Below are 22,142 nucleotides of genomic sequence, written 5' to 3'. Positions count from 1 at the left end.
AGCGGCAGGCAGAAATACGGCTCCCGAGTCCGGGGAGGGATGCAAGATGCGTACACGGGTCAAGGATTACATCGAGGTCAGCGACTATACGTCGCTCGAGCGGCTGATCACCACGCTGACGGCGATCCGCGACAGCCTTCCCGAAACAGCGGAGCCCGAGCTGAAGATGCGCGGCGACGACGTGTTCGGCCGCCGGCTGTCGATCAGCTACTGGCGCGAACTGAGCCGCGAGGAGCAGGAGCTGGACGCCAAGTACAGCTCGGCCGCCAAGGCCGCGGGCGAAGAGATTGCCGCGCTGGCGGCCAAGCTCGACGACGTGCCCTTCGAACGCGCACCGAAGAAGAAGCGCGCGGCCTGATCCGTCGTCCCGGCAAAGGCCGGGACCTCGGGCGTTGCGCTCAGCCGCCCCAGGCCCCGGCCTTCGCCGGGGCGACGCTCACCTCACCACTCCGCGAAGCTGCCGTCGTGCTGGCGCCAGATCGGGTTGCGCCACGCATGGCCGGCCTTGGCCACCTCGCGCACCTTCGCCTCGTCGATCTCCACTCCAAGCCCCGGCCCGTGCGGGATGGGCAGATAGCCGTCGACCGGGGTCAGCACCTCAGGATCGGTGATGAACTCCAGAAGGTCGTGACCGACATTGTAGTGGATGCCGAGGCTCATCTCCTGGATGGCGACGTTGGGCGCGTTGGCGGCGAGCTGGAGGCAGGCGGCGAGCGCCAGCGGCCCGAGCGGACAATGCGGCGCGACCGCGACGTCATAGGTCTCGGCCATGGCGGCGATCCGGCGGCACTCGCTGATCCCGCCCGCATGGCTGAGGTCGGGCTGGATGATGTCCACCGCGCCACGCTCGAAGAAGGGCTTGAAGTCCCAGCGGGAATAGAGCCGCTCGCCAAGCGCGATGGGGGTCGAGACCAGCGCCGCGATGTCGGCGAGGCCTTCCGGATTCTCGCTCAGCAACGGCTCCTCGATGAACAGCAGGCCGAGCGGCTCCAGCACCTTCGCCAGCTGCTTGGCCATCGGGCGGTGGACCCGCCCGTGGAAGTCGAGGCCGACGTCCATGCCGAGCGCCTGCGCCGCCCTCACCCGCTCGACCACCTCGTCGAACAGCCGCGGCGTGCCGATCCAGTCGAGCTCGCCGGTGGCGTTCATCTTGACCGCCGAGAAGCCCTGCTCCTTGCGGACCCGGGCGGCGTCGGCGATCTCGTTCGGCCGGTCGCCACCGATCCAGGCATAGGCCCGGATCCTGTCGCGCACGCGGCCGCCCATCAGCTCCCAGGCGGGCACGCCCAGCGCCCTGCCCTTGAGGTCCCACAGCGCCTGGTCGAAGCCCGACAGCGCGCTCATCAGGACCGGGCCACCGCGGTAGAAGCCGCCGCGATAGGCGATCTGCCAGATGTCCTCGATCCGCCGCGCGTCATGACCGACGAAGCGGTCGCGAATGGCCGCGAAAGCGCCGTCCACCGCCTCGGCATGGCCCTCGAGGCTCGCCTCGCCCCAGCCGCAGGCCCCGTCCACCGTCTCGACCCGCACGAACAGCCAGCGCGGAGGCACGAGGAAGGTCTCGATGCCGCCGATCTTCAGTTCAGGAACGCCGCTCATGCCAATGCCGTGCTGTGCTGAGTGTGGCCGAGCGCGAGCCCCTTGTTCTCGGCGAATATCTTCTCCGGCGGCGGCGGCCAGCTGTCCTGGCCGATCGGCTTGACCGGCACCGCGAGGCAGACCGACGAGGCCGGAAGCACGTCGCGCCAGTCCTTGATCAACTGCTTGTAGGCGCGGCCGACGTTGCGGATGTTGCGGTCGAGGTCGTAGAGGCCGAGCGGATTGACGTTGCCGTTCTGCTCGCGAAGGGCGGTGTCCCAATCGACCTGGTCGGTCAGGCTGTACCAGGTGAAGCCGACGGTGGGGATACCCACGTTGCGCAGGCGGAGCACGTTGGCCCACTCCTTCCACAGCCATTGCACCGCTTCCTGGCCGGTCGGACCCTCGCGCATGTTGGTCTCGGTGTGCATGATCGGAAGGCCGTAGCGGGCGTGATATTGCCGGGTGATCTCCGAATAGCCGAACACCTCGCCAGACGCCTCCGTTCGGCCGTCGGCATGCACGCGATGCTCGTTGGTGCGGTAATAATCGTTGCCGAGGATACAATGCTGCTTCAGCCGGTTGCCGAGGAAGAAATGATATTCCTCCCGCGTCATCCCGTTATCGAGCAGATATTCGTACATCTCGCTGTCGACCCGCCGCCCGTAGTTGAGGTCGAGCGTCAGGAAGCGGCGGCTGTTGAGCACTTCGGCCGGGCCGATCGCCGCTGGTGAATCGGCGTGGAAATATTCGGACGATTCCGACTGGATGAAGATGGCGTCCGGACGTCGCTTCAGGATCTCGGTCATCGCCAGCACATTTGCCTTCACGATGTGCTTGATCGCCGTGACGAAGCCGACGTCGGTCTTCAGCTGCTCGTTCCACCAGCCATATTTGGCGCTGAACGCGGCGCAGATGAACATCTCGTTCACCGGCGTGTAGAGCTGCACCCACGGGTAACGCTCGGCAAAGTCGGCCGCATAGCCGGCGAAATGGTGCGCGAAATCCGGGTTCTGGAAGTTGCCGATCCAGTCCGGCACGCCGAAATGGCAGAGATCGACGATCGGCGTGATCTCGCGCCGCTTGAGGTCGTTCAGCGTGAGGTCGGCGAACTCCCAGTCATATTTGCCGGGACCAAGGAAGGTCGTGTGCAGCGGCGGCCCGAAGCGGAGATACTGGATCCCGATCTCCTCGACGCAATCGAAGTCCTCCCGCCAGCGCCGATAATGGTCTGACGCTTCCATCTGGTCGACGCGCGTACGGCCGCCGTTGATGGTCGGGATGCTGTTCTCGATCCCAGTGGCGAACATGAAATTGGCGATTGTTGCCTCCTGTGGGCAGCTCTTCTGGTCGAAAGGACGGAGCGGTCAGCCGGCGAACGGCCGGTCGGCGATCCCGATGACTCCGGGCGATGTGACAAGCAGCCCGCCGGCATTTGGTTGCGTGGCGAGTTCCTCGTCCGACAGTCCGATCCGGGCCGAAGTGATGAAGAGCCGGTCCAGCCCCCGCCCGCCGAACACGCAGCTGGTCGGGCGCTGCACCGGTACGCGCAGCTCGGAAAGCCGCTCGCCCCGGGGTGACAGGCGACGCAGGCACCAGCCGTCCCAGAAAGCGATCCACAGGCAGCCCTCGGCGTCGACCGTCATTCCATCGGGATATCCTTCTCCCTCCTCGAACCTGGCAAACTCCAGCCGGTTGAGCGGGGTCCCGTCGGGGGCAAGGTCGTAACGATAGGTGACCTGCAGCGCGCTGTCGTTGGTGTACATGGTCCGGCCGTCGGGGCTGAAGGCCGGCCCGTTGGTGACCCGGAAGCCGTCGTCGACGCGAGTGCAGACCATGGTCTTGTCGATGCGGTAGAAGGCGCCGCTCGCCTGCTCCTCGGGATCGTGCATGGTGCCGGCAAAGAGCCGCCCCGCCCGGTCGACCTTGGCATCGTTGAAGCGATTGTCCTCGCGGTCCTCCTCGGGATCGAACAGCAGCTCGAACCGCTCGAGCGCATCGTCGACCTCGGCGATGCCATGCTCGGTCCCGGCGATGTAGCCGCCTGATTCGCGCGCGATCAGGCTGCCGATCCGGAACGGGGTCGCATATTCCTTCAGCCCGGCATCCTCGCTCCACCGAAAGGCGCGCCGCCCCTTGATGTCGACAAAGGTCAGGCGCTGCGTTTGCGCGCTCCAGCTCGGCCCCTCCCCGAGCTGGGCGCCGACATCGGCAAGGCAGGTGACGTCCATGGCGGCGGCAAAATAACGCCTTGGACGCACAAGCCTAGGACCCATGTCGCGCTTCGTCGCTTTTCTTGGCATGAGCGTGGGGATGTGGAGACAAGGATACATCGCGGTCGACTGGGGCACGACCAACCGGCGCGCCTGGCGGGTCGAGGGCGGGCGCGTGGCGGAGGAGTTCGCCGACGACCTCGGTTTCACCAGCGTGCCCCCGGGCGGCTTCCCGGACGAGGTGGCGGCAATCCGCGAGCGGCTGGGCGACCTGCCGCTGCTCATGGCCGGCATGGTCGGTGCGCGCGGCGGCTGGGTGCCGGCCCCTTACCTCCCCTGCCCGCTCGACCTCGAGACGCTAAGTCGCTCTCTCGTCGAAGTGCCGGGCGAGCGGGCGTGGATCGTGCCCGGCGCCTCCTTTGTCGACGGCCAGCGCGGCGATGTCATCCGCGGCGAAGAGACGCAATTCTTCGGCGCCGTCCATGCCGGCCTGTGCGACGCCGACGCGCTCATCTGCCACCCGGGCACCCACAACAAGTGGGCGCTGATGGAGGGCGGGCGGCTGACCCGCTTCCGCACCGTCATGACGGGCGAGATGTTCTCCATCCTGAAGGCGCAAAGCCTGATCAAGGCCTGGCTCGACCGCGAGGCGCATCCGGGCGAGGCCTTTGCCGAGGGCGTAGCGCGCGGGCTCGAGGGTCGGGCGCTGACCGCCGACCTGTTCACTGTCCGCGCCCGGGTGCTGCTCGGGAGCCTGGCGGAGGACGAGGTATCGAGCTTCGTCAGCGGGCTGCTGATCGGGGCCGACCTGCGCACCGGGACCAAGGGCATGCCCGGCGGCGAGGTGGTGGTCATGGGCCGCGGCGCCCTCACCCGCCTTTACGCCACCGCCCTCACCCAGCTCGGCCGCGACAATCGCGAAGTGGACGGGGAAGCGGCTTTCCTCGCCGGGACCAATGCCATCGTGGAGCGACTGTAAGATGAGCGCCGAAGAAGATTTCACCCGCTACCTCGCCGATTGCCCACTGGTGGCGATCATCCGCGGCGTCACCCCGGACGAGGTGGTCGCGGTCGGCGAGGCGATGGTCACCGCCGGCATTCGCATCATCGAGGTGCCGCTGAACAGCCCGCACCCGTTCGAAAGCATCAACCGGCTCGCGGCCGCGCTCGACGGACGGGCGCTGGTCGGCGCCGGCACGGTGCTCGACGCGCTGAGCGTCGCCCGGGTCAAGGATGCGGGCGGGCGGCTGGTCGTCGCGCCCAACACCGACGCGCAGGTGATCGGCGCGGCGGTCGGTGCCGGCATGGTCGCCGCCCCTGGCTATTTCACGCCGAGCGAGGCCTTCGTCGCGCTCAACGCCGGCGCGCAGGCGCTGAAGCTGTTCCCGGCCGAGGGCGCTACTCCGGCGGTGTTGAAGGCGCAGCGCGCGGTGCTTCCGAAAGACGTACCCATCCTCGCCGTCGGTGGAATCCAGCCCGACAACATGCGCCCCTGGCTGGAAGCGGGCGCCAACGGCTTCGGCCTCGGCTCCGGCCTCTATGCCCCCGGCCGCGCCGCCGACGAGGTGCACGAGCGCGCCAAGGCCTATGTCGCGGGCCTGGCCAAGTGAGGCCGATCCGGACCGCCATCATCGGCTATGGCAAGATCGCCGAGGACCAGCATGTCCCCGCCATCGCCGGCAATCCGCGCTTCGAACTGGCGGGCAGCGTCAGCCGCCAGGGCAAGGGGCCGCAGCCCAACTTCACCGACACCGAGGCGCTGCTCGCCGGCGTGACGGACCTCGAGGCCGCGGCGATCACCACCCCGCCGGGGCCGCGCTTCGACATCGCCCGCACCTGCATCGACGCGGGCCTCCACCTGCTGCTGGAAAAGCCGCCCTGCGCGACGCTCGGCGAGGTGGAGGAGCTTCGCCGGCTGGCGGATGCGAAGGGCACAACCCTCTTCACCAGCTGGCACGCGCAGCACAATGCCGGGGTCGCCGCGGCGAAGAAGCTGCTCGCCGGCGCCCGCATCGCCACGATGACGATCACCTGGCACGAGGACGTCCACAAGTGGCACCCAGGCCAGCAATGGGTGTTCGAACCGGGCGGCTTCGGCGTGTTCGATCCGGGCATCAATGCCTTCTCGGTCGCCACCGCCATCCTGCCTGCGCCGCTGTTCGTGCGCGAGGCGACCCTGTTCGTGCCGGACAATGCCCATACGCCGATCGCGGCCGAGATCGGCTTCACCAGCCCCGCAGGAGACGGCCCGCTCACCGCCAGCCTCGACTGGCGCAAGACTGACGGCGAGGAGTGGACGATCCTGATCGAGACGGGCGATGGCGCGCGGCTCAAGCTCACCGACGGCGGCGCCCGGCTGTTCCTCGACGGCGAGGAAGTACCGGGCGAGCAGGTGGGCGAGTATCCCGACCTCTATGCCACCTTCGCCGACCTCATCGACCGCCGCGCCAGCCTGGTCGACGCCGAACCGCTGCGGCTGGTGGCGGACTGCCTGCTCGTCGGCCGGCGCGAGATGGTGGAGGCGGTGACGGTCTGAACTTCTCCCTTCCCGCCTGCGGGAGGGGAACTCACCTGCGGACGACCGGCCCCCGCTGCACGCCGCTGGTCGGGCTCTTGCCCGCGATCTCCGGCCAGCCGTCCTTCCATTCCAGCCGGTCCATCAGCATCACCCGCCGCGTGTTGACGTCGTCGGTCGCCTTCGACCGCGGGCGCCGCACGTCGACTCCATGGTAGAGGATCCAGTCGGTGCCGGCGTCGTCCCTGACCACGCTGTTGTGCCCCGGCGCGACCCAGCGCTCGTTCGCTTCCAGCACCAGGTAGAGCGGCCGCTCGCGCACCTCGAACGGGCCGGTCGCCGACCGGCTGCGCGCGACCATGGTGGCGTAATGCGCCTTGGGCCCGCAGCAATTGTCGCCCGAGAAGAAGAGATAATACCAGCCGTCGCGGAGGATCACCCAGGCGCCTTCGACCAGCCGGCGATACTCGGCCGTGTCCTCGGTCCTGATCACCGGCACCAGGTCGATCGGCCTGGAGCCCGCCGCAAAGCTCATCCGGTCTTGCCCAAGCTCCTGGACCTTGATCGGCCCGAAGCCCGATCCCCAGTAGAGGAAGGTCCTGCCCGTCGCCGGATCGTCGAAGGCGTAGGGATCGATGTTGACGAACCCCTCTCCGCACAGCAGCGGCGCGCCCTTGTCGGTGAACGGCCCTTGCGGGCTCTTCGCGCTTGCCACGGCAAGGCACAGCCCACGCTTGTCGTCGGCCAGCGCGGCGTCCGGCTTGGCCGAATAATAAAGATAGTAGGTGTCGCCGCGCCGATAGACGTCGGGGGCCCAGAAATCCTGCGTCCGGCTCGCCCAGGAGGGCTTGACCGGAAGCGCGTCGCCGACGGCGGACCAGGACACGAGGTCCTCCGACCGCGCCACCTGGATGTTGCGGATCGGATCGCCTCCCTGCGTCGCATAGACGTAGAAGGCCCCGTCTAAGTCGCGGATCACCGCCGGGTCGGGGAAGTCCTGGTCGATTACCGGATTCTGGTAGCTCCGCCCCTGCGGCAGGGTGGCGCAGGCGGACAGCGCAAGGAACAGCGCGGCAAGGCCATGAATACGCATGCGGCAGCGCCTAGTGCCGCGCGCCGACGGAAGAAAGCGCCCCTTCTGCCTTGTCTGCCCGGACCAGGGCCCTAACTTCCCCCGCCATGGCAGAGGCACCTCTCATGACCTTCGTGGTCGAAGCGCAGGAAGAAGGCGAAGGCTTTCACCTCAGCGTAGCACCAAGCGACGGGAGCGGAGTTCGCTCCTATCGCGTCGAGGGGCCCGAGCCCGATGCCTTCGAGGCCCTGTACGACGAGCTGCACCGCGACTTCGGTACCCGCCGGCCGCACCAGACCGACCCGATCGAGGACTATCCCGCGCCGCCATGGAAGCCGCTCATCACCGGCAACCTTTCTCCCCGGATCCTGTCGGGCTATGGCGATCCGGCGGTGATGAAGGCCGACGACGGCTGGTGGCTGGTCGCGACCTCCAACGACGCGCCGGACGCCTTTCCCATCCTCCATTCGCCCGACCTTGAAATTTGGGAGCCGAAGGGCTTCGTCTTCGAGGAAGGCCAGACGCCCGGCTGGACTGCCGCCGGACAGAAGGTCGGCGACTTCTGGGCGCCCGAGATCGCCTGCGTCGGCGGCGAATATTGGCTGAGCTACACCGCGCGCGCCGCGGACCGCACCCTTTCCATCGGCCTTGCGCGCTCGGCGCATCCGGGCGGCCCGTGGACCGACAATGGCGCGCCCCTGCTGACCGGTACCGTGATCGACAGCCACGTCCATGTCGATGCGGACGGGACGCCCTGGCTGCTGTGGAAGAAGGACAGCAACAGCCACTGGCCGCGCCCGCTTGCCGGGCTGCTGCGCGAAAATCCGCAGCTGATCCCCGTGCTGTTCGACAGCGAGCAGGACCGTCGCACCGCCGCCTTCTGCGCCGCCGTCCAGCCCTTCGCCAACACGCGCCGCCCGATGGAGCGCTTTTTCCTCATGCAGCCGCTGATCCGCGCGGCGCTCGCCAATTGGCGCAAGGTCAAGACCGCACTCGAGGAGAGCGGGGTCGCCGGCCACGTGGTCGAGAATATGGCGACCCCCATCTACGCCCAGCAGCTCTCCGCCGACGGCCGTGGCCTGGTCGGCGAACGGCACCTGGTGCTGGCCAACGACCTCGACTGGGAAGGCCATCTCATCGAAGGGCCCTATCTGACCCGCCAGGAGGGCCGCTACTTCCTCTTCTACGCGGGCAACGACTTCACCTCGCCCAGCTACGGCATCGGCTATGCGGTCGCCGACCGCATTACCGGCCCCTATCGCAAGTGCGCCGAGCCGCTGCTCCGCTCCCACCCCGACTGGTCCGCGCCGGGCCATGCCTCGGTATCGGTCGGCACCGGCGGAGAACCGCGCCTCTTCTTCCATGCCTATCATCCGGGCACCGGTGGCTATAACGTCTTCCGTGCTTTGATGACGATCGGGCTTGCGTTCAGCGGCGACGAGGTACGCCTCGTTCCCTGATCCCGGGCCGGGATGAAAGGGAGTTTGCGGCGGTGAAGGGTTCCATTCTGCTGGGTCTGTTGCTCGTTTCCTCTGCCGCGTCGGCCGCGGAACCGGTGTTCGAACCGGTGCTGCGCGAAAATTTCCCCGACGCCTTCGTCATGCCGGAAGGCAATGGCAGCTTCATCGCCTATGCCACCAACGACGGTCAGAACGTGCCGATGGCGGTCAGCAGCGACCTGGTGAACTGGACGCCGGTGAAGGATTCGTCCGGCAAGCGCGCCGATGCCATGCCGACCCTCGCCCCATGGGTGAAACAAGGCTTCACCTGGGCGCCCGAGGTGATGAAGGTCGGCGCCAATTACCTGCTCTACTACACCGCCAATCACCGCAAGGAGGACAAGCAGTGCGTCGGCGTCGCGGTCAGCCAGAGTCCGCGCGGCCCCTTCGTCGACAACAGCGCCGAACCGATGGTCTGCCAGTTCGACCTCGGCGGCTCGATTGACGCCAATCCCTTCCGCGACGCAGGTGGCAAGCTGTACCTCTACTGGAAGGCCGACGGGAACCGCATCGGCAAGCGCAGCCGCCTGTGGGGCGCGGAGCTCACGCCCGACGGGATGAAGCTCGCCGGCGCGCCCAAGGACATCGGCCTCACCGACGAGGACGAATGGGAGCAGAAGGTGATCGAGGCGCCGACCATGATCCGCGTCCCCGAAGGCTATGCCATGATCTATTCGGGCGGCTATTACGGCTGGAACCCCGACCAGCGCCTCAGCCCCTATGCGATGAACTGGGCGCGCTGCGAGGGACCGCTCGGGCCATGCAGGGACGCCGGGCCGAAGCCGATCCTGTACAGCTACTCGGACCCCGGCAAGGCTGGCTGCCTGTCCGGCCCGGGCCACCAGTCGATCTTCCGCGCCAATGGCGGCACCTTCATCAGCTTCCACGGCTGGGCCACCACCCGCGGCTGCCGCAAGTCCGACAACAAGCGCTTCCTCTACGTCGCGCCGTTCGGCTGGGAGAATGGCGCCCCCGCCATCGCGCCGAGCCTGCGGGTCGAGAAGGGTATGGCCGAGCGGGGCTAGGCGCCAAAGGAAAGGGGCCCGCCGCGCAGTGCGGCGAGCCCCTTCCGCTCGGTCAGCCCGGAAGCTTTACAGCCGGGCGCGGACGCCGAAGCTGAAGGTGGTCTCCTCGAAGCGCTGGAACCGGATGTAGTCCGACCGGGCCGCGCCATTGCGGGCCGAGCTGAGATACTCCTTGTAGGCGTTGCCGAGGATGTTGGTCCAATCGGCGAAGATCGAGACCTTGTCGTTGAACGTGTAGCTGGTCGACAGGTCGAGGCGACCGGCCGGCTTGCCATACTGATAGTAATAGTCGCCGAAGAAGCTGTTCGGATTGGCACCGTCGCGCACGTCGATGAAGCCGAGGAAACGGCCCCGCTTGTTGTAGCTGACGCGCGCCGCGAACCCGCCGCCCTCGTACATTCCGACGAGGTTGTAGGTCCACTTGGAGACGCCGGTGATCTGGCGGTCGCCGATGATCGGGTTCGGATCTGTCACCTCGGTGTCGAGGTAGGTGAGGTTCGCCTGAGCGCCGAAGTTGCGCAGGAAGGCCGGAAGGAAGCCGAAGTCGAAGAAGCTCGAGAACTGGACTTCCGCGCCGTCGATGCGACCCGAATTGGTGTTGACCGGCGCAGTCACCGACAGGGCACCGAGGTTCGGATCGATGTAGCGGATGGTCTGGTTCTGGAAAAAGCCCTTGAGGTCACGCCGGAACACCGCGCCGGCGATCAGGCCGGTCCGCCCGAAATAATATTCGAGGCTGGCGTCGTAGTTGTTCGAGGTGAAGGGCTCCAGGAACGGATTGCCGCCGCCGCCAGTGCGGATGCAGGCGAACGGATCGGCCGTGGTCGACTGCCCCTGCGCGTTGCACTGACCGGAAGGCGCACCGACGTCGGACGACGGGTTGAGGTCGGCGAAGGTCGGCTTGGTGCGGGTCTGGGTCGCCGACAGGCGGAGCTGCAGCCCGTCCATCGCCCTCCAGCGCAGCGAGGCGTTTGGCAGCCAGTCGGTGTATTTGTTGCCGACGTCGACCGGGCGGAACACGCCAGCGACGTTGCTTGTGCCAGCGACGTTGCTCTCCGTGCGGACCGCGCGCAGGCCGATAACGCCGTCGATGCTGTCACCGATGGCGTAATGGGCCTGCACGTAGCCGGCCAGCGTCTTCTCGTCCGCATTGTAGATGGAGCGCGGATTGGCAGCGACCGTCCCGAGCGTGAAGTTCTGGCAGCCGTTGCCCGGATCGGTCGGAAGGATGCTCGGGCAGCGATTGATCACGAACTGGCGCAGCTCTTCGAGATTGTCGCGAATGCTGTCGTAGGTCGGGGTCAGCCAGCTGCCGAAGCCGTTCTGAACGTTCGTGCCGCGGAAACCCGCGCGATTGAACTCATATTCGACCGGCACCGAACCGATGCCGATGTTGAGCGGCAGGAGAAAGGCATAACGGCTGCCGAAGCGGCGGAAGGCATTGCGGTCGGTGTAGCGCACGCCGGCCTGGAATCGCGGCAGGAACGAAATGCCGCTCTCGTAATCGGCGTCGAGGCGAAGCTGCCAGTCGTCGCCGCTCGACTTCTGGCTTTCCTCGTAAAGGCCCTGGAAGATGTAGCGGCTGCGGTCGGCGCGGCCGGTCAGGACCGGATAGCTGAACTCCGGCACTTCATTGTTGAAGTCGACCACGAACGTGCCGTTCGGACGGAAGACCAGGTCGAGGCTCTCGGTCGATCCGCGGAAGGTCGACTTGGTGCGGGCGATGTCGGTCGACAGCTTGAGGCGGCCGAGGTCGATGCTGCCGCCACCGGCGAACTGGTAGGTGTCGGTGGTGTTGTAGGTGCCGCCCTGGAAGCTGAAGATGTTGCCGCCAGGGTTGGTCACCGTCCCGCTGGAGATGAGGTCGGTGCCCGGACGGACCTGCACGTTGCTGAGCGTGCCGCCGTACAGCGGCTGCTCCCACAGGCGATCGCTGACCTCGTTGCGGAAGCCCTGCCACAGGCCTTCGAGGTAGATCTGGACGTCCGGGGTGATCTTCCACTGCAGCGCGCCGTTGATGCTCGGGCGGACGCGGTTGCCGCTGCGATAATAGAGGCGCTGGATGTCGGGGAAACGCGTGCCGCCCGCGCCCGGCGCGATGAAGTCGGTGTTGGACGGCTCGCTGTCGAGATAGGTCAGCTCGGTGCGGCTGTAGTTGAGCAGCAGGCCGAACTCACCGCCGTCCTTCAGCGCCCAGCGGTTGGATGCGAGCAGGTTGACGTTGGGTGCCCACTTGCCCGCCTGCTTGGTGTAGAGCGCCCAGGCCGAGCCGGCGATCTCGAGGCCCGAGAAATCGAACGGACGCCGCGAACGGACGTTGACCTCGCCGGCGAGACCGGCCTCGACCAGTTCGGCGGTCGACGTCTTGAACACCTCCAGCGCGGCGATGTTGGCGCTCGGGAAATCCTGCAGCGCGACGACGCGGGTTTCGGCCGTGAAGATCTCGCGGCCGTTGTAGGTGGTGGCGAAATCCGGAAGGCCGCGGACCAGCACGGTGTCGGCTTCGCCGGCGCGGCGGATCACCTGCAGGCCGGGAATGCGCGCGGCAGTCTCGGACACGGCGATGTCGGGCAGCTTGCCGATGTCCTCGGCGACGATCGCGTCAACCTGCTGCTCGCTGTTGCGCTTGATGTTGCGGGCCGAGCTCAGCGAGCGGCGAAGGCCGGTGACGACGATCGCCTCGCCGTCTTCCGCCACCGCATCGTCGGTCTGCGGCGAGCCGGCATCCTCGGCCGGGTTGGTCTGCGCCTCGACCGTCGGGTCCACCGGGGTCTGCTGCTGTGCCGCGGCCGGCGCTGCGAAAGCGAGCGTCGTAAAGCTCGCAGTGCAAAGGGCGATTGTCCGAATGCGCATATGATTCTCCCAGGCCTCCTGTGGCGCTGGGCTGTTCCCGCGCGCCCCTGTTACGTTCATGCTACACTGGCTGCGCCTGCACCTACAATGATGCGACATGACTTCGGTTAGCTAACGAAATCGGACTGTGGCTGAAAAGCGACTATTGCACTTCGGCCATGAACTCGTTGACGCGCCGCTCCGCGTCCGAGAGCGCCTGGGGCACGGGTTTCTGGCCGGTGATGGCCGCGGCCATCTCCTCGCCGACCAGGCCTTCCACCGCATTCTGCCGAAGCACCCCGTCCGGAAGCGCCCGCCCGATGGTGGCGACGATGGCGATGTCGCTGCGGTGCGGGAGCGAGCGGAAAGCGGGGCCGTCGACCATCGCCTGCACCGCCGGCAGGTGCCCGGTCCGCGCCCAGTCGCCGTTGCGCGCCGCCATGAAGCGGAAATAGTCGACCAACGCCTTCTTCTCCGCCGCCGTCCGCTCGCGCTTCGGCACCACCCAGGCGTGCCCGGACACGAACATCAGGTTCTTGGCATAGAGCTGCGGAAACGGCTGGACCGAATAGCTGCGGTAAAGCGGACGGCCGGCGGTCTTCTCCTCCGTCTCGAACTGGCCGATCATCCAGGTCCCGGTCGGATAGACCCCGCCTTCGCCGCTCATGAAGGCGGCGATCGCGGCGGGCGTGTCCATGTTGCTGGTGCCGATGCCCTCGCGGGTGACCTGCCGGAACAGCTCGGCGACGCGGCGGCCTTCGGGCGTGTTCAGCTCGATGCGCTTGGGATCGGGGAAGATCGGCGCCCCCTGCGCCATCATGTAGGTATAGAGGATCCGCGCCGCGCCCGCCGGATCGCCGACCAGGCTCTGGATCAGATAGGGCTTGCCGGTCCGCTCGCGGAACTGCCGCCCCTGGGCGAGCAGCTCCTCGGGGCTGCGCGGAAGGATCGGCTTGCCGTCCGCCCCGACCAGCCCCGCCTTGCGGAACAGGTCCATGTTGATGTGCCACAGCCCGCCATGCGTGTCCCACGGCATCCCGTACATCCGGCCCTGCCAGGTCACCCCCTGCCGCGCCGCCGGCGTGAAGATGCCGGGCGCCAGCCCCGCCGCCGCCAGATAGGGCTCGACCGGCTCCAGCAGCCCCTTGCCGGCATAATCGGGAATGACCCCGGTGTGCATGGTGACGAGGTCCGGCGGCTGGCGTGCGGCGAGCTGCGCCGTCAGCTGGCTGTAGCCCGGCCAGGCGATCACATTCTGGCTGACCCGCGCGTCCGGATGCGCCTCGCGGAAGGCGTTGATCATCGTCGTGACGATCCCGCACTCGCCCTCGGCCCTCGCGACATCGGTCGCCGTGCCATAGTCGCTGGTGCATTCGCCGAAGAAGCGCTGGATGTAGAGCCCCTGTCCCCGCTCGTCGGCGGAACAGCTGCCGAGCATCAGCGCCGCGGCGAGCGCCACCCGCCGCCTCACTTCAGCGCCGTCCCGGCCATCGCCGCGATGATCTGCTTCTGGAAGATGAGGTAGACGATGAAGATGGGAAGGCTGGCGAACATCGCCTGCGCCATCAGATAGCCAAGGCCGCTCGTCTGCGCATAGTTCATCTGCGCCGCCGCCAGCCCGACGGTCAGCGTGTACATCTCGCTGCGGGTCACGCTGATCAGCGGCCACCAGTAATCGTTCCAGGACCCGAGGAAGGTGAACACCGCCAGCGTCGACTGCGCCGGCACCGTCAGCGGCAGGATGACGCGGGTGAAGATGCGCCAGTGGCTCGCCCCGTCGAGCAGCGCCGCCTCGTCCAGTTCGCGCGGGATCGCCCGCATGTACTGGGTCATGAAGAAGACCCCGAAGCTGGTCGTCAGCCCCGGCAGGATCAGCCCCGGATAGCTGTTGTGGAGGTTGGCCCAGGCGAACAATTGGTGCTGCGACAGGATCACCGCCTGCCCGGGGATGGCAAGGCCCATCAGCACGAACAGGAACAGGAAACGCCTTCCGGCAAACTCCAGCCGCGCGAAGCCATAGCCGGCGAGGCTGGTCAGGATCAGCACGCCGACCGTGGTGCCGGCGGAGACGATCATGCTGTTGAGCAGCCAGCGCATGGTCTGGCCGTTGCCGAGGATGGCGCCGTAATTCTCCAGCGTCCACGGCGGGCCCAGCGCCGCACCGCTGTTGCCGATCAGCGCCGAATTGGCCTTGAAGCTCAGCGCCAGCGTCCACAGCAGGGGTGTCAGCATGATCGCCGCGCCGATCGCCAGCAGGATTGCGGCGGCAAGCGGCAGGCGGGTCCTTGCGGCGACAGCGTCAGCGGCCATGCTCGCCCTCTCCGGCCCGGCCGGTCAGCCAATATTGGGTAAGCGTCACCGCCAGGATGATCACGAACAGAACTTCCGCGGCCGCCTGCGCATAGCCCAGTTCCCAGCGGCCGAAGGCGGTCTCGTTCATGAACAGCACAACCGTCCGCGACGCCCCGCTCGGGCCGCCGGCGGTGAGCAGTTGCGACTGGCCGAACAATTGCAGCTGCGCCGCCGTCTGCAGCATGACGACGAGGATGGTCGTGCGCTTCAGCGCCGGGACGGTGATGGAGGTGAAGGTCCGCCAGCGGCTCGCCCGGTCGAGCGCGGCGGCTTCGTAGAGGTCGCCCGGTATCTGCTGCAGACCGGCGAGGAACAGCAGCATCGGAAGCCCGATCGACCACCATATGGTGGTGATGGCGAGCGCCCACAGCGCCAGGCCCGGCGAGGACAGGAACGGCAGCGGCTCCGCCCCGATTGCCTGCGCCGCCTCGCCCAGCAGCCCGGCGTCGGGCGCGAGGATGAAGCGCCAGATCAGGGTGACGATGGTCACCGACAGCACGGCCGAGCTGAAGAAGATCCCCCGCAGCACCGCCGCGCCGCGGCCCGCCCGGTTGAGTGCGAGGGCCAGCGCGAGGGCGATGGCGGTGAGGATCGGAACCACCATCAAAGTCACGACGAGGGTGTTGACCAGGCTCTGTGCGAACACCGGATCGGCGAACAGCCGGCCGTAATTGGCAAGCCCCGCGAACCGCCCGTCGCCCCAGATATCGACGACGTACATCGATAGCCAGATGCCATGCAACGCCGGCATGATCAGCACCAGGCAATAGACGAGGAGGAAGGGCGCGATGAAGGCGTAGCCGGGGTCGCGGCGGGTTCCTGCTCCCGCGCTCACGCCGCTGCCCGGTGGTATCCGGTGCCGTCGGGCCCGAACAGATGGGCCGACGCGCCGTCCACTTCGAGGCTGACCCGGTCACCGGCCTTGAGGCTGCTCGTCCCGGCGTCTTCGGCGGTGATCTCGGCCCCGTCCGACAGCTTGGCATAGACGAGGCTTCGTTCGCCCAGCCGCTCGACCAGCACGACCTCCGCGGCAAGCGATCCGGCACCTCCCTGCGCCACCCGCACATGCTCGGGCCGAAGCCCGATTTCGAGCGTGCCGCTGTTCGGCAGGTCGGCGCGCGGCACCCTTGTCTCGATGCGCGAGCCGTCGCCCAGCGTTACCGCCGCATGCTCCCCGCCATCGGCAAGGCGTGCAGGCAGGATGGTCATCGCCGGCGAGCCGACGAACTGCGCCACGAACCTGTTCGCCGGCCGCAGGTAGATGTCCATCGGCGCCGCCACCTGCTGGATGCGCCGGTCGTTGAACACGACGATGCGGTCGGCCAGCGTCATCGCCTCGGCCTGGTCGTGCGTGACCATGATGACGCCCGCATCCACCCGGCTGCGCAACTGGGCCAGCTCGACCCGGGTACGCAGGCGCAGCGCCGCGTCCAGGTTGGAGAGCGGCTCGTCGAGCAGGAACAGCTTGGGCTTCTTGACGATCGCCCGCCCGATCGCGACCCGCTGACGCTGGCCGCCCGACAACTGCGCCGGCTTGCGGTCGAGCAACGGCTCGATCTCCAGCACCCGGGCTGCGTCCGCGATTAGCGCATCGATCTCGCCCTGCGGCACCTTCGCGTTGCGGAGCCCGAACGCCATATTCTCCCGCACGCTCATGTGCGGATAGAGGGCGTAGGACTGGAAGACCATGGCGACGTCGCGGTCGCCCGGCGCCAGATTTTCGATGCGTCGGTCCTCGAGGATCACTTCGCCCGCGTCGGCCGTCTCCAGCCCCGCGATGATGCGCAGCAGCGTGGTCTTGCCCGATCCCGATGGTCCGAGGAAGGCGATGAACTCGCGCGGCGCGACGTCGAGGTCGACCGCATCGAGGACATGCGTCCCCTTGAATGACTTGGATACGCCGCGAAGCTGAAGACCTGGCACGTCCGGCAGCTTAGCGGGGGATCGGCGCACGGCAACAGCAACTTGCCTGCGCCCGGCGCTCCCGTGGAACGCCGGCCGGAACCGGGGCTTGCGAAACGCCGCGATTATCGCAGTTGCGCGACCGCTTGTTCGTAGAGCGCGGTCGAGGCCGCGGCGACGATGCGCCCTTGCGAGAAGTCGCTGCCGCCCTCCCAGTCGCCGATGATGCCGCCCGCGCCGCGCACCACGGGGACAAGCGCCGCCCAGTCGTGGCGGTGCAATCCGCTCTCGACGACGAGGTCGAGGTGGCCGGCGGCAAGCCGTGCATAGGCGAGCGCGTCATAGCCGAAGCGCGTCAGCCGCACGGCCCGGCGCACCCGGTCGAATGCCGCGGCCTCGGCGCCGGCGAAGAGATAGGGATCGGTCGACGACAGGCGCGCGTCGGCCAGCGTCGCGCAGCCCGACACGCGCACGGGCCTGTCGTTGAGCATCGTCGCGCCCGGAAGCCCGATCATCAGTTCGCCGAGCGCCGGGGCATCGATGAAGCCGGCGGTCGGCTCGCCCTCCTCGACCAGCGCGACCAGGGTCGTCCAGCTCGGCAGCCCGCAGATGAGCGCGCGCGTGCCGTCGACCGGATCTAGCAGCCAGCGCCGCGGCGCCTCCGCCCGGACCAGCCCATATTCCTCGCCCTCGATCCCGTCCTGCGGAAACGCTTCCTCGATCGCCGTCCGGAGCGCCCGCTCGGCCGCCCGGTCGATCTCGGTGACCGGATCATAGGCGCCCGCCCCCGCCTTGTTGTCGGCGTCCGGCACCGGTGCACCGAGGGTGACCGAACGGGCAGTGGCGGACAGGTGGCGAAGAAAGGTCGTCAGCTCCATGTCCCGTCATTGCGAGGTGCGCAGCGACGAAGCAATCCACTTCGCGCATGAGGGCCGACACCTCGCCCGGCCGGCCGCACGGTGCCAACAGCTATCGGCGAACACTTGCCAAAAGCGTCCTATTTGGTTATGAAGGGCCATGCTCGTCCACTTCCCCGAGCAACCCTCCTCGCCGTACGAACAATCGGGCGAGGCGCGGAACTGGATGAACTGGACGACCATGCTTTTTTGCGTTTCCCCCTATTCCTCCTCCGCTTCCTCGATCCGCTCGAGCACCGCTTCCGGAGCGACCGTCCGCTGCAGTTCGGCAAGCTCGGGATCGGACGCCTCCTCGATCCCGAGATGGTCCGCGATCCGGGTGACGAGGCGGATCAGCTGGGTCACCTCATGCTCGGACAGGAGGCTGATCTGAAGGTCGAGGCTCGCCCGCCGGTCGGCCACCTCGGCCGCCCGGTTCTGGGCGATGAGGATGAAGGTCGAGATGAAGATCGCCTCGACCGAGGCGAAGGTCGCGAGGATGACGAAGGTCGGGTCGAATGGCCTCAGCGGAGTCCAGCCGAGGTTGATCGCAATCCATCCGACGACCAGCGTCACGTGAAGCCAGACGAACACCATCGATCCGGCGAAGCGGGTGATGGCGCGGGCGACCCGCTGGTCGGTCCCGGCACGCGCCTCCTCGGCCTGCCGCCGCTCGGCGAGGGCCGCGATGTTGCGCGTCAGCGCCGAGGCCAGCCCGTCCTCCGGACGGACCGTCGGCGTGGGTCTAGTGGACTCGTCTGCCTGGCTTGGGCTCACCGCGGATGAACGCCTCCGTCGCGAGGTCGGCCTCATCGTCGGTCATCTGGACCGGCGGATGCTTGCAGAAATAGGCCGCCGGTGCCTCGATCGGCCCGCCCTCTCCGCGGTCGAGCGCGAGCTTGGCGCAGCGGATCATGTCGATCGCCACGCCCGCGCTGTTCGGGCTGTCCTCGACGCTCAGGCGAAGCTCGATGTTCATCGGCACGTTGCCGAACATCCGGCCTTCCATGCGCAGGAAGCAGACCTTGTTGTCCTTCTGCCAGGCGACATAGTCCGACGGCCCGACGTGGATATTCTCATCTTCCAGCCGCCGCTCGGCCACCGCCTGCACCGCCTCGGTCTTGGACTCCTTCTTGTGCTTGAGGCGCGAGCGCTCGAGCATGTTGAGGAAGTCGGTGTTGCCGCCGGTGTTGAGCTGGTAGGTGCGGTCGAGCCGCACGCCGCGCTTGGCGAACAGATCGGTCAGCACGCGGTGGACGATGGTCGCGCCCAGCTGCGCCTTGATGTCGTCGCCGATGATCGGGACGTTCGCATCGCGAAAGCGCTTCGCCCAATTCTCGTCCGACGCGATGAACACCGGGATGCAGTTGACGAAGGCGACTCCCGCCTCGAGCGCGCATTCGGCGTAGAATTCCGTCGCTTCCTGGCTGCCGACCGGAAGATAGTTCATCAGCACGTGCGCGTTCGTGTCGCGCAGCACCTTGACCACGTCCTCGCGGCTCGGCTCGGCATCCTCGGCCAGCATGAAGCTGCGCTCGGGCGGATAGTCGGCCATGTGCGGCGCGACCCCGTCGAGGCGCTTGCCCATGCGGACCCGGGCACCGGTCGGCGGCACGTGGTCGCAGAAGACCTGCGTGTTGTTGGGGGCGGAGAAGATCGCCTCGTTGACGTCCTTGCCGACCTTGCGGCTATCGACGTCCCAGGCCGCGACGACCTTGAGATGCTTGGGCCGGTAGCCGCCGAGATCCCAGTGCATCAGCCCGATCTGCTCGTTGGAGCCGCCGTTCTGATAATAAGCGATGCCCTGGACCAGGCTTGAGGCGCAGTTGCCGATGCCGGCGATGGCGATGTTGATGTTCGGCTCCATGGCCTCTTCCCTTCTACTCGGCGGCCGCCAGCGCCGGCCGGGCGTTCGCCGAAGCGGGCGCGTAGCGGTCGATCATCTCGGCACAGAAATCGGCAAAGCCCTGCGGATCGCGCGGCGGGCTGGTGTGGTGGGGCTCGATCCCCAGATGCTCGGGCGTGAAGCAGAAGGTGACGGTCGTGTCGAAGTCGGCCAGCGCCTCCATCTGCCGGTCGAACCAGTCGAGCGCATTGGGCCGGAAGCGGTCGGCCCAGCTCAGCCCGGTGCGCAGCTTGGTGACGCCGAGGCGCTTCAGCCACGCCACGGCATCGTGCAGCCGGTGATCCTCGTAATGGAACCACTGCATCAGCCCGAGTCCGGCGCCATGTTCCTTGAAGGCCTTCAGGCCGAGCTTGGGAGTCCCGTCCTCCTTCAGCAGCCCCATGTAAAAATGGCGGTAGTAGGACGAACCCTCGGCCTCACGGTGGCGGGTGGTCGCCTCCCACGCCTGCGGCAGGTCATAGAGCGAATACCAGAAGATTCGGTCGACCTTGCCGCGCAGCAACTCGGCCGTCCGACGAACGCCGAACTCCTGCACTTCCTCGGCGCCGAACGAGCCCACCCCGACTTCGGTTACCCAGAGTTCGTGGTCGGGGACGACCGCCTGGATCTCGTCGATCCGGCGCGGCCACTCGTTGATGTTCCACAGGTTCCAGTCGAGCGGGAAGCCGTGCACGGCGATGACGTCCAGTTCGTCGATCAGGCCATGTCCGGCGAGCCGCTGGATGAAGGCGGGATCGATCGGCGAGATGCCGCCGAGCACGCGCTTCACTGCCGGATTGACCTCGCGGATGGCGCGTGCGGCGAGCTTGCCCATCTCGGCGAAGCGCGACCAGTCGGGATCGATCACCGGGTCCCAATGTGACTTGTTGTTGGGCTCGTTCCAGATCATCGCGGCTTCGATCAAGCGGCACTTCCTTTCGCGGGATAAACGGCGCCGCTCGCCGGACCTTCGCCGCGGCGGCAGAGAAACACTTCGGGCTCGGGATGCTCGAGGATGGCGAAGCCGGCGGCGCGGAGCATGCCGGCGCTGGCGGCCTCGTTCGGTACCCACCAGTTGGTGGGATCATTGGCGTAGCGCTGTTCGACGAAATGGAGCTTGGGCCACTCCGCCCGATCGAACTCCTTCTTTCCGTCGAAGAAGTCGTAGTCGGCGTCCGGCTCGAACATGCCCTCGGCCCCCGCCTGCAGCGACTGGAACAGCAGCAGGTCGCGGGCGACATGCTCGTGGATGAGGTCGAGCGCCAGCAGCGGGTGGCGCAGGTGGTAGAGCACGCCCATGAAGATGACGAGGTCGAAGCGCTCGCCGAGCGCACCGACGTCCCACACTTCCGCGCGCCGGAACTCGATGTCGCGCAGGCCGAGCACGGAGGCGGCGTAGCGGGCCTGCTCGAGATAGCGCTCGTCATGGTCGATGCCGAGCACACGCTCCGCGCCGCGGCGCTTCATCTCGAAGCTGTAGAAACCGGCGTTGCAGCCGATGTCGAGCACGCTCTTGCCGGTCAGGTCCTCGGGAATGACGTGGCGGAAGCGCTTGAACTTGTTCTCGGGATAGCGCCACAGGAAGTGGTCGGGCGCGGTGCGCACGCCGGCAAGATCGAGGTCGTGGAACCACGGCCCGAGCTCCGCCACCCGCCGTTCGATCTCCGCCTTCACCAGCGGCCGGTCCTTTGCATCCAGCATCAGGCCGCCTGCCTGTCGGCGGCGAGGGCGAGGACCGACAGGCTGCCGGGCTCGCATTGCGTATCGAGGATGCTGTCGAGCGAGCGCCGCTCGGACCAGCAATGGAGGGCGCGGATGACGTCGCAATGGGTGACAAGAAGGGCAGGCCCGTCGTGCGTGGCCGCCACTTCGAAGGCGAAGGCCAGCGCGCGCGCCTGAGCTTCGGCCATCGTTTCCCCGCCCGGGCAGCGCGCCTCACTCCGGCGGCTGTTCCAGACCGCCCAGCGCGGATCGTCGTGGAGCTGGAGGAAGCTCCGCCCGGTCCATTCGCCGAAGTCGATCTCGTCGAGCGCGGGCGCCTCCATGACCTCGAGGCCGAGATGCTCGGCGACGATGGAGGCCGTTTCCATCGTGCGCCGGCGAGGGCTTGCATAGACGGCAGCGGGGGGATCGGCCTGCAGCCTGCGCGCGGCCGCGACCGCCTGCGTGCGCCCGAGGGCGCTCAACCCGCCATCAGGGGCACGACCAGTGAGGCGAAGCCCCAAGTCGTCGTGAGCGCCGTGGCGAAGCAGATGGACGATTGGCACGAAAACCCCTCTTGTTACGGCTGCTCAACAGCGGCACTGAAGCTTTGTTCCTTTCACGATCCTAATTCGCAGGCGAAACAAAGTAGTTTCGCTACCGTTTCAACAA

Annotated in this window: 21 protein-coding genes; 6 read left to right on the top strand and 15 right to left on the bottom strand. The window is 67.5% G+C overall.

All coding sequences use genetic code 11. From position 1 onward, the window contains the following. Positions 1-46 precede the first annotated feature (46 nt). Positions 47-358 (top strand): hypothetical protein, encoded by a 312-nt coding sequence (locus tag JOY29_RS12575; RefSeq protein ID WP_300973882.1) that lies wholly within the window; start codon positions 47-49, stop codon positions 356-358. An 83-nt stretch (positions 359-441) separates the two neighbouring features. Here the strand turns inward: JOY29_RS12575 and dgoD are convergent, their stop codons facing one another. The 3 genes from dgoD to JOY29_RS12560 are packed head-to-tail and all read right to left on the bottom strand — an operon-like array spanning position 442 to position 3,809. Further along, entirely contained in the window at positions 442-1,581 is a 1,140-nt protein-coding gene (gene dgoD, locus JOY29_RS12570) for a galactonate dehydratase (protein WP_367280044.1), read from the bottom strand. A gap of 14 nt (positions 1,582-1,595) precedes the next feature. Beyond that, positions 1,596-2,888 carry a family 1 glycosylhydrolase gene (locus JOY29_RS12565; protein ID WP_300973879.1) on the bottom strand — a complete coding sequence of 431 codons (1,293 nt, stop codon included), beginning with the start codon at positions 2,886-2,888 and terminating at the stop codon, positions 1,596-1,598. Between the two features lie 57 nt (positions 2,889-2,945). Further along, the gene (locus tag JOY29_RS12560; RefSeq protein ID WP_300973878.1) at positions 2,946-3,809 is read right to left on the bottom strand and encodes an SMP-30/gluconolactonase/LRE family protein; all 864 of its coding nucleotides are present in this window, start codon (positions 3,807-3,809) and stop codon (positions 2,946-2,948) included. 70 nt (positions 3,810-3,879) lie between these two features. Here JOY29_RS12560 and JOY29_RS12555 point away from each other — a divergent pair, with 70 nt between their 5' ends. Genes JOY29_RS12555 through JOY29_RS12545 form a run of 3 tightly spaced genes read left to right on the top strand, consistent with a single transcriptional unit; the run spans position 3,880 to position 6,327 of the window. After that, positions 3,880-4,770: a 2-dehydro-3-deoxygalactonokinase gene (locus JOY29_RS12555; RefSeq protein ID WP_300973877.1), complete on the top strand. Its 891-nt coding sequence runs from the start codon at positions 3,880-3,882 to the stop codon at positions 4,768-4,770. Between the two features lies 1 nt (position 4,771). Next, entirely contained in the window at positions 4,772-5,401 is a 630-nt protein-coding gene (locus JOY29_RS12550) for a 2-dehydro-3-deoxy-6-phosphogalactonate aldolase (RefSeq protein WP_300973876.1), read from the top strand. Next, positions 5,398-6,327, top strand: a complete 930-nt coding sequence (locus tag JOY29_RS12545) for a Gfo/Idh/MocA family oxidoreductase (RefSeq protein ID WP_300973875.1) — start codon at positions 5,398-5,400, stop codon at positions 6,325-6,327. The genes JOY29_RS12550 and JOY29_RS12545 overlap by 4 nt, the downstream gene beginning before the upstream one ends. Positions 6,328-6,358: 31 nt before the next feature. Here JOY29_RS12545 and JOY29_RS12540 read toward each other — a convergent pair whose 3' ends face one another. Next, the gene (locus JOY29_RS12540; RefSeq protein WP_300973874.1) at positions 6,359-7,399 is read right to left on the bottom strand and encodes a glycoside hydrolase family 43 protein; all 1,041 of its coding nucleotides are present in this window, start codon (positions 7,397-7,399) and stop codon (positions 6,359-6,361) included. Positions 7,400-7,485: 86 nt separating this feature from the next. Between JOY29_RS12540 and JOY29_RS12535 the strand changes: the two genes are divergently transcribed. Beyond that, complete coding sequence (locus JOY29_RS12535) at positions 7,486-8,838, top strand: glycoside hydrolase family 43 protein (protein WP_300973873.1); 1,353 nt, start codon at positions 7,486-7,488, stop codon at positions 8,836-8,838. Positions 8,839-8,870: 32 nt separating this feature from the next. Then, on the top strand, positions 8,871-9,902 hold the full coding sequence (locus JOY29_RS12530) for a glycoside hydrolase family 43 protein (RefSeq protein ID WP_300973872.1): 1,032 nt from the start codon (positions 8,871-8,873) through the stop codon (positions 9,900-9,902). A 66-nt stretch (positions 9,903-9,968) separates the two neighbouring features. On the opposite strand, the gene JOY29_RS12525 is transcribed toward JOY29_RS12530, so the two are convergent. From JOY29_RS12525 to JOY29_RS12475, 11 genes are all read right to left on the bottom strand, one after another. Continuing rightward, on the bottom strand, positions 9,969-12,755 hold the full coding sequence (locus JOY29_RS12525; protein WP_300973871.1) for a TonB-dependent receptor: 2,787 nt from the start codon (positions 12,753-12,755) through the stop codon (positions 9,969-9,971). Positions 12,756-12,897: 142 nt separating this feature from the next. Further along, positions 12,898-14,205, bottom strand: coding sequence for an ABC transporter substrate-binding protein (locus tag JOY29_RS12520; protein WP_300973870.1), 1,308 nt, complete (start codon positions 14,203-14,205; stop codon positions 12,898-12,900). After that, on the bottom strand, positions 14,202-15,044 hold the full coding sequence (locus JOY29_RS12515) for a carbohydrate ABC transporter permease (protein ID WP_300973869.1): 843 nt from the start codon (positions 15,042-15,044) through the stop codon (positions 14,202-14,204). The genes JOY29_RS12520 and JOY29_RS12515 overlap by 4 nt, the downstream gene beginning before the upstream one ends. Then, complete coding sequence (locus tag JOY29_RS12510; protein WP_300973868.1) at positions 15,034-15,921, bottom strand: carbohydrate ABC transporter permease; 888 nt, start codon at positions 15,919-15,921, stop codon at positions 15,034-15,036. Before JOY29_RS12510 ends, JOY29_RS12515 begins: the two co-directional genes overlap by 11 nt. Next, positions 15,918-17,009: an ABC transporter ATP-binding protein gene (locus JOY29_RS12505; RefSeq protein ID WP_300973867.1), complete on the bottom strand. Its 1,092-nt coding sequence runs from the start codon at positions 17,007-17,009 to the stop codon at positions 15,918-15,920. The genes JOY29_RS12510 and JOY29_RS12505 overlap by 4 nt, the downstream gene beginning before the upstream one ends. 104 nt (positions 17,010-17,113) lie before the next feature. After that, complete coding sequence (locus JOY29_RS12500; RefSeq protein ID WP_300973866.1) at positions 17,114-17,866, bottom strand: inositol monophosphatase family protein; 753 nt, start codon at positions 17,864-17,866, stop codon at positions 17,114-17,116. 240 nt (positions 17,867-18,106) lie between these two features. Then, a complete protein-coding gene (locus JOY29_RS12495) occupies positions 18,107-18,661 on the bottom strand; it encodes a DUF1003 domain-containing protein (RefSeq protein ID WP_300973865.1) in 555 nt (184 codons plus the stop codon). Continuing rightward, complete coding sequence (locus JOY29_RS12490) at positions 18,630-19,751, bottom strand: inositol-3-phosphate synthase (protein ID WP_300973864.1); 1,122 nt, start codon at positions 19,749-19,751, stop codon at positions 18,630-18,632. The genes JOY29_RS12495 and JOY29_RS12490 overlap by 32 nt, the downstream gene beginning before the upstream one ends. A 13-nt stretch (positions 19,752-19,764) precedes the next feature. Beyond that, entirely contained in the window at positions 19,765-20,694 is a 930-nt protein-coding gene (locus tag JOY29_RS12485) for a beta-xylosidase (RefSeq protein WP_300973863.1), read from the bottom strand. Beyond that, positions 20,691-21,470: a TIGR04290 family methyltransferase gene (locus JOY29_RS12480; RefSeq protein WP_300973862.1), complete on the bottom strand. Its 780-nt coding sequence runs from the start codon at positions 21,468-21,470 to the stop codon at positions 20,691-20,693. The genes JOY29_RS12485 and JOY29_RS12480 overlap by 4 nt, the downstream gene beginning before the upstream one ends. Continuing rightward, the gene (locus JOY29_RS12475) at positions 21,470-22,036 is read right to left on the bottom strand and encodes a histidine phosphatase family protein (protein ID WP_300973861.1); all 567 of its coding nucleotides are present in this window, start codon (positions 22,034-22,036) and stop codon (positions 21,470-21,472) included. Before JOY29_RS12475 ends, JOY29_RS12480 begins: the two co-directional genes overlap by 1 nt. Between the last annotated feature and the right edge of the window lie 106 nt (positions 22,037-22,142).

Origin of the sequence: Sphingomonas sp. LHG3406-1 (genome assembly GCF_029637485.1) — a bacterium.
In the GTDB taxonomy this organism is placed as follows: domain Bacteria; phylum Pseudomonadota; class Alphaproteobacteria; order Sphingomonadales; family Sphingomonadaceae; genus Sphingomicrobium.
The sequence above is the reverse complement of the archived record's forward strand: the minus strand, read 5'-3'. Positions and strand labels throughout refer to the sequence as shown.

Coding starts and splice junctions, on each gene's coding strand:
- JOY29_RS12575 (WP_300973882.1), top strand. CDS start 47: ATGCGTACACGGGTCAAGGATTACATCGAGGTCAGCGACTATACGTCG.
- JOY29_RS12565 (WP_300973879.1), bottom strand. CDS start 2,888: ATGTTCGCCACTGGGATCGAGAACAGCATCCCGACCATCAACGGCGGC.
- JOY29_RS12560 (WP_300973878.1), bottom strand. CDS start 3,809: ATGGACGTCACCTGCCTTGCCGATGTCGGCGCCCAGCTCGGGGAGGGG.
- JOY29_RS12555 (WP_300973877.1), top strand. CDS start 3,880: ATGAGCGTGGGGATGTGGAGACAAGGATACATCGCGGTCGACTGGGGC.
- JOY29_RS12550 (WP_300973876.1), top strand. CDS start 4,772: ATGAGCGCCGAAGAAGATTTCACCCGCTACCTCGCCGATTGCCCACTG.
- JOY29_RS12540 (WP_300973874.1), bottom strand. CDS start 7,399: ATGCGTATTCATGGCCTTGCCGCGCTGTTCCTTGCGCTGTCCGCCTGC.
- JOY29_RS12535 (WP_300973873.1), top strand. CDS start 7,486: ATGGCAGAGGCACCTCTCATGACCTTCGTGGTCGAAGCGCAGGAAGAA.
- JOY29_RS12525 (WP_300973871.1), bottom strand. CDS start 12,755: ATGCGCATTCGGACAATCGCCCTTTGCACTGCGAGCTTTACGACGCTC.
- JOY29_RS12515 (WP_300973869.1), bottom strand. CDS start 15,044: ATGGCCGCTGACGCTGTCGCCGCAAGGACCCGCCTGCCGCTTGCCGCC.
- JOY29_RS12500 (WP_300973866.1), bottom strand. CDS start 17,866: ATGGAGCTGACGACCTTTCTTCGCCACCTGTCCGCCACTGCCCGTTCG.
- JOY29_RS12490 (WP_300973864.1), bottom strand. CDS start 19,751: ATGGAGCCGAACATCAACATCGCCATCGCCGGCATCGGCAACTGCGCC.
- JOY29_RS12480 (WP_300973862.1), bottom strand. CDS start 21,470: ATGCTGGATGCAAAGGACCGGCCGCTGGTGAAGGCGGAGATCGAACGG.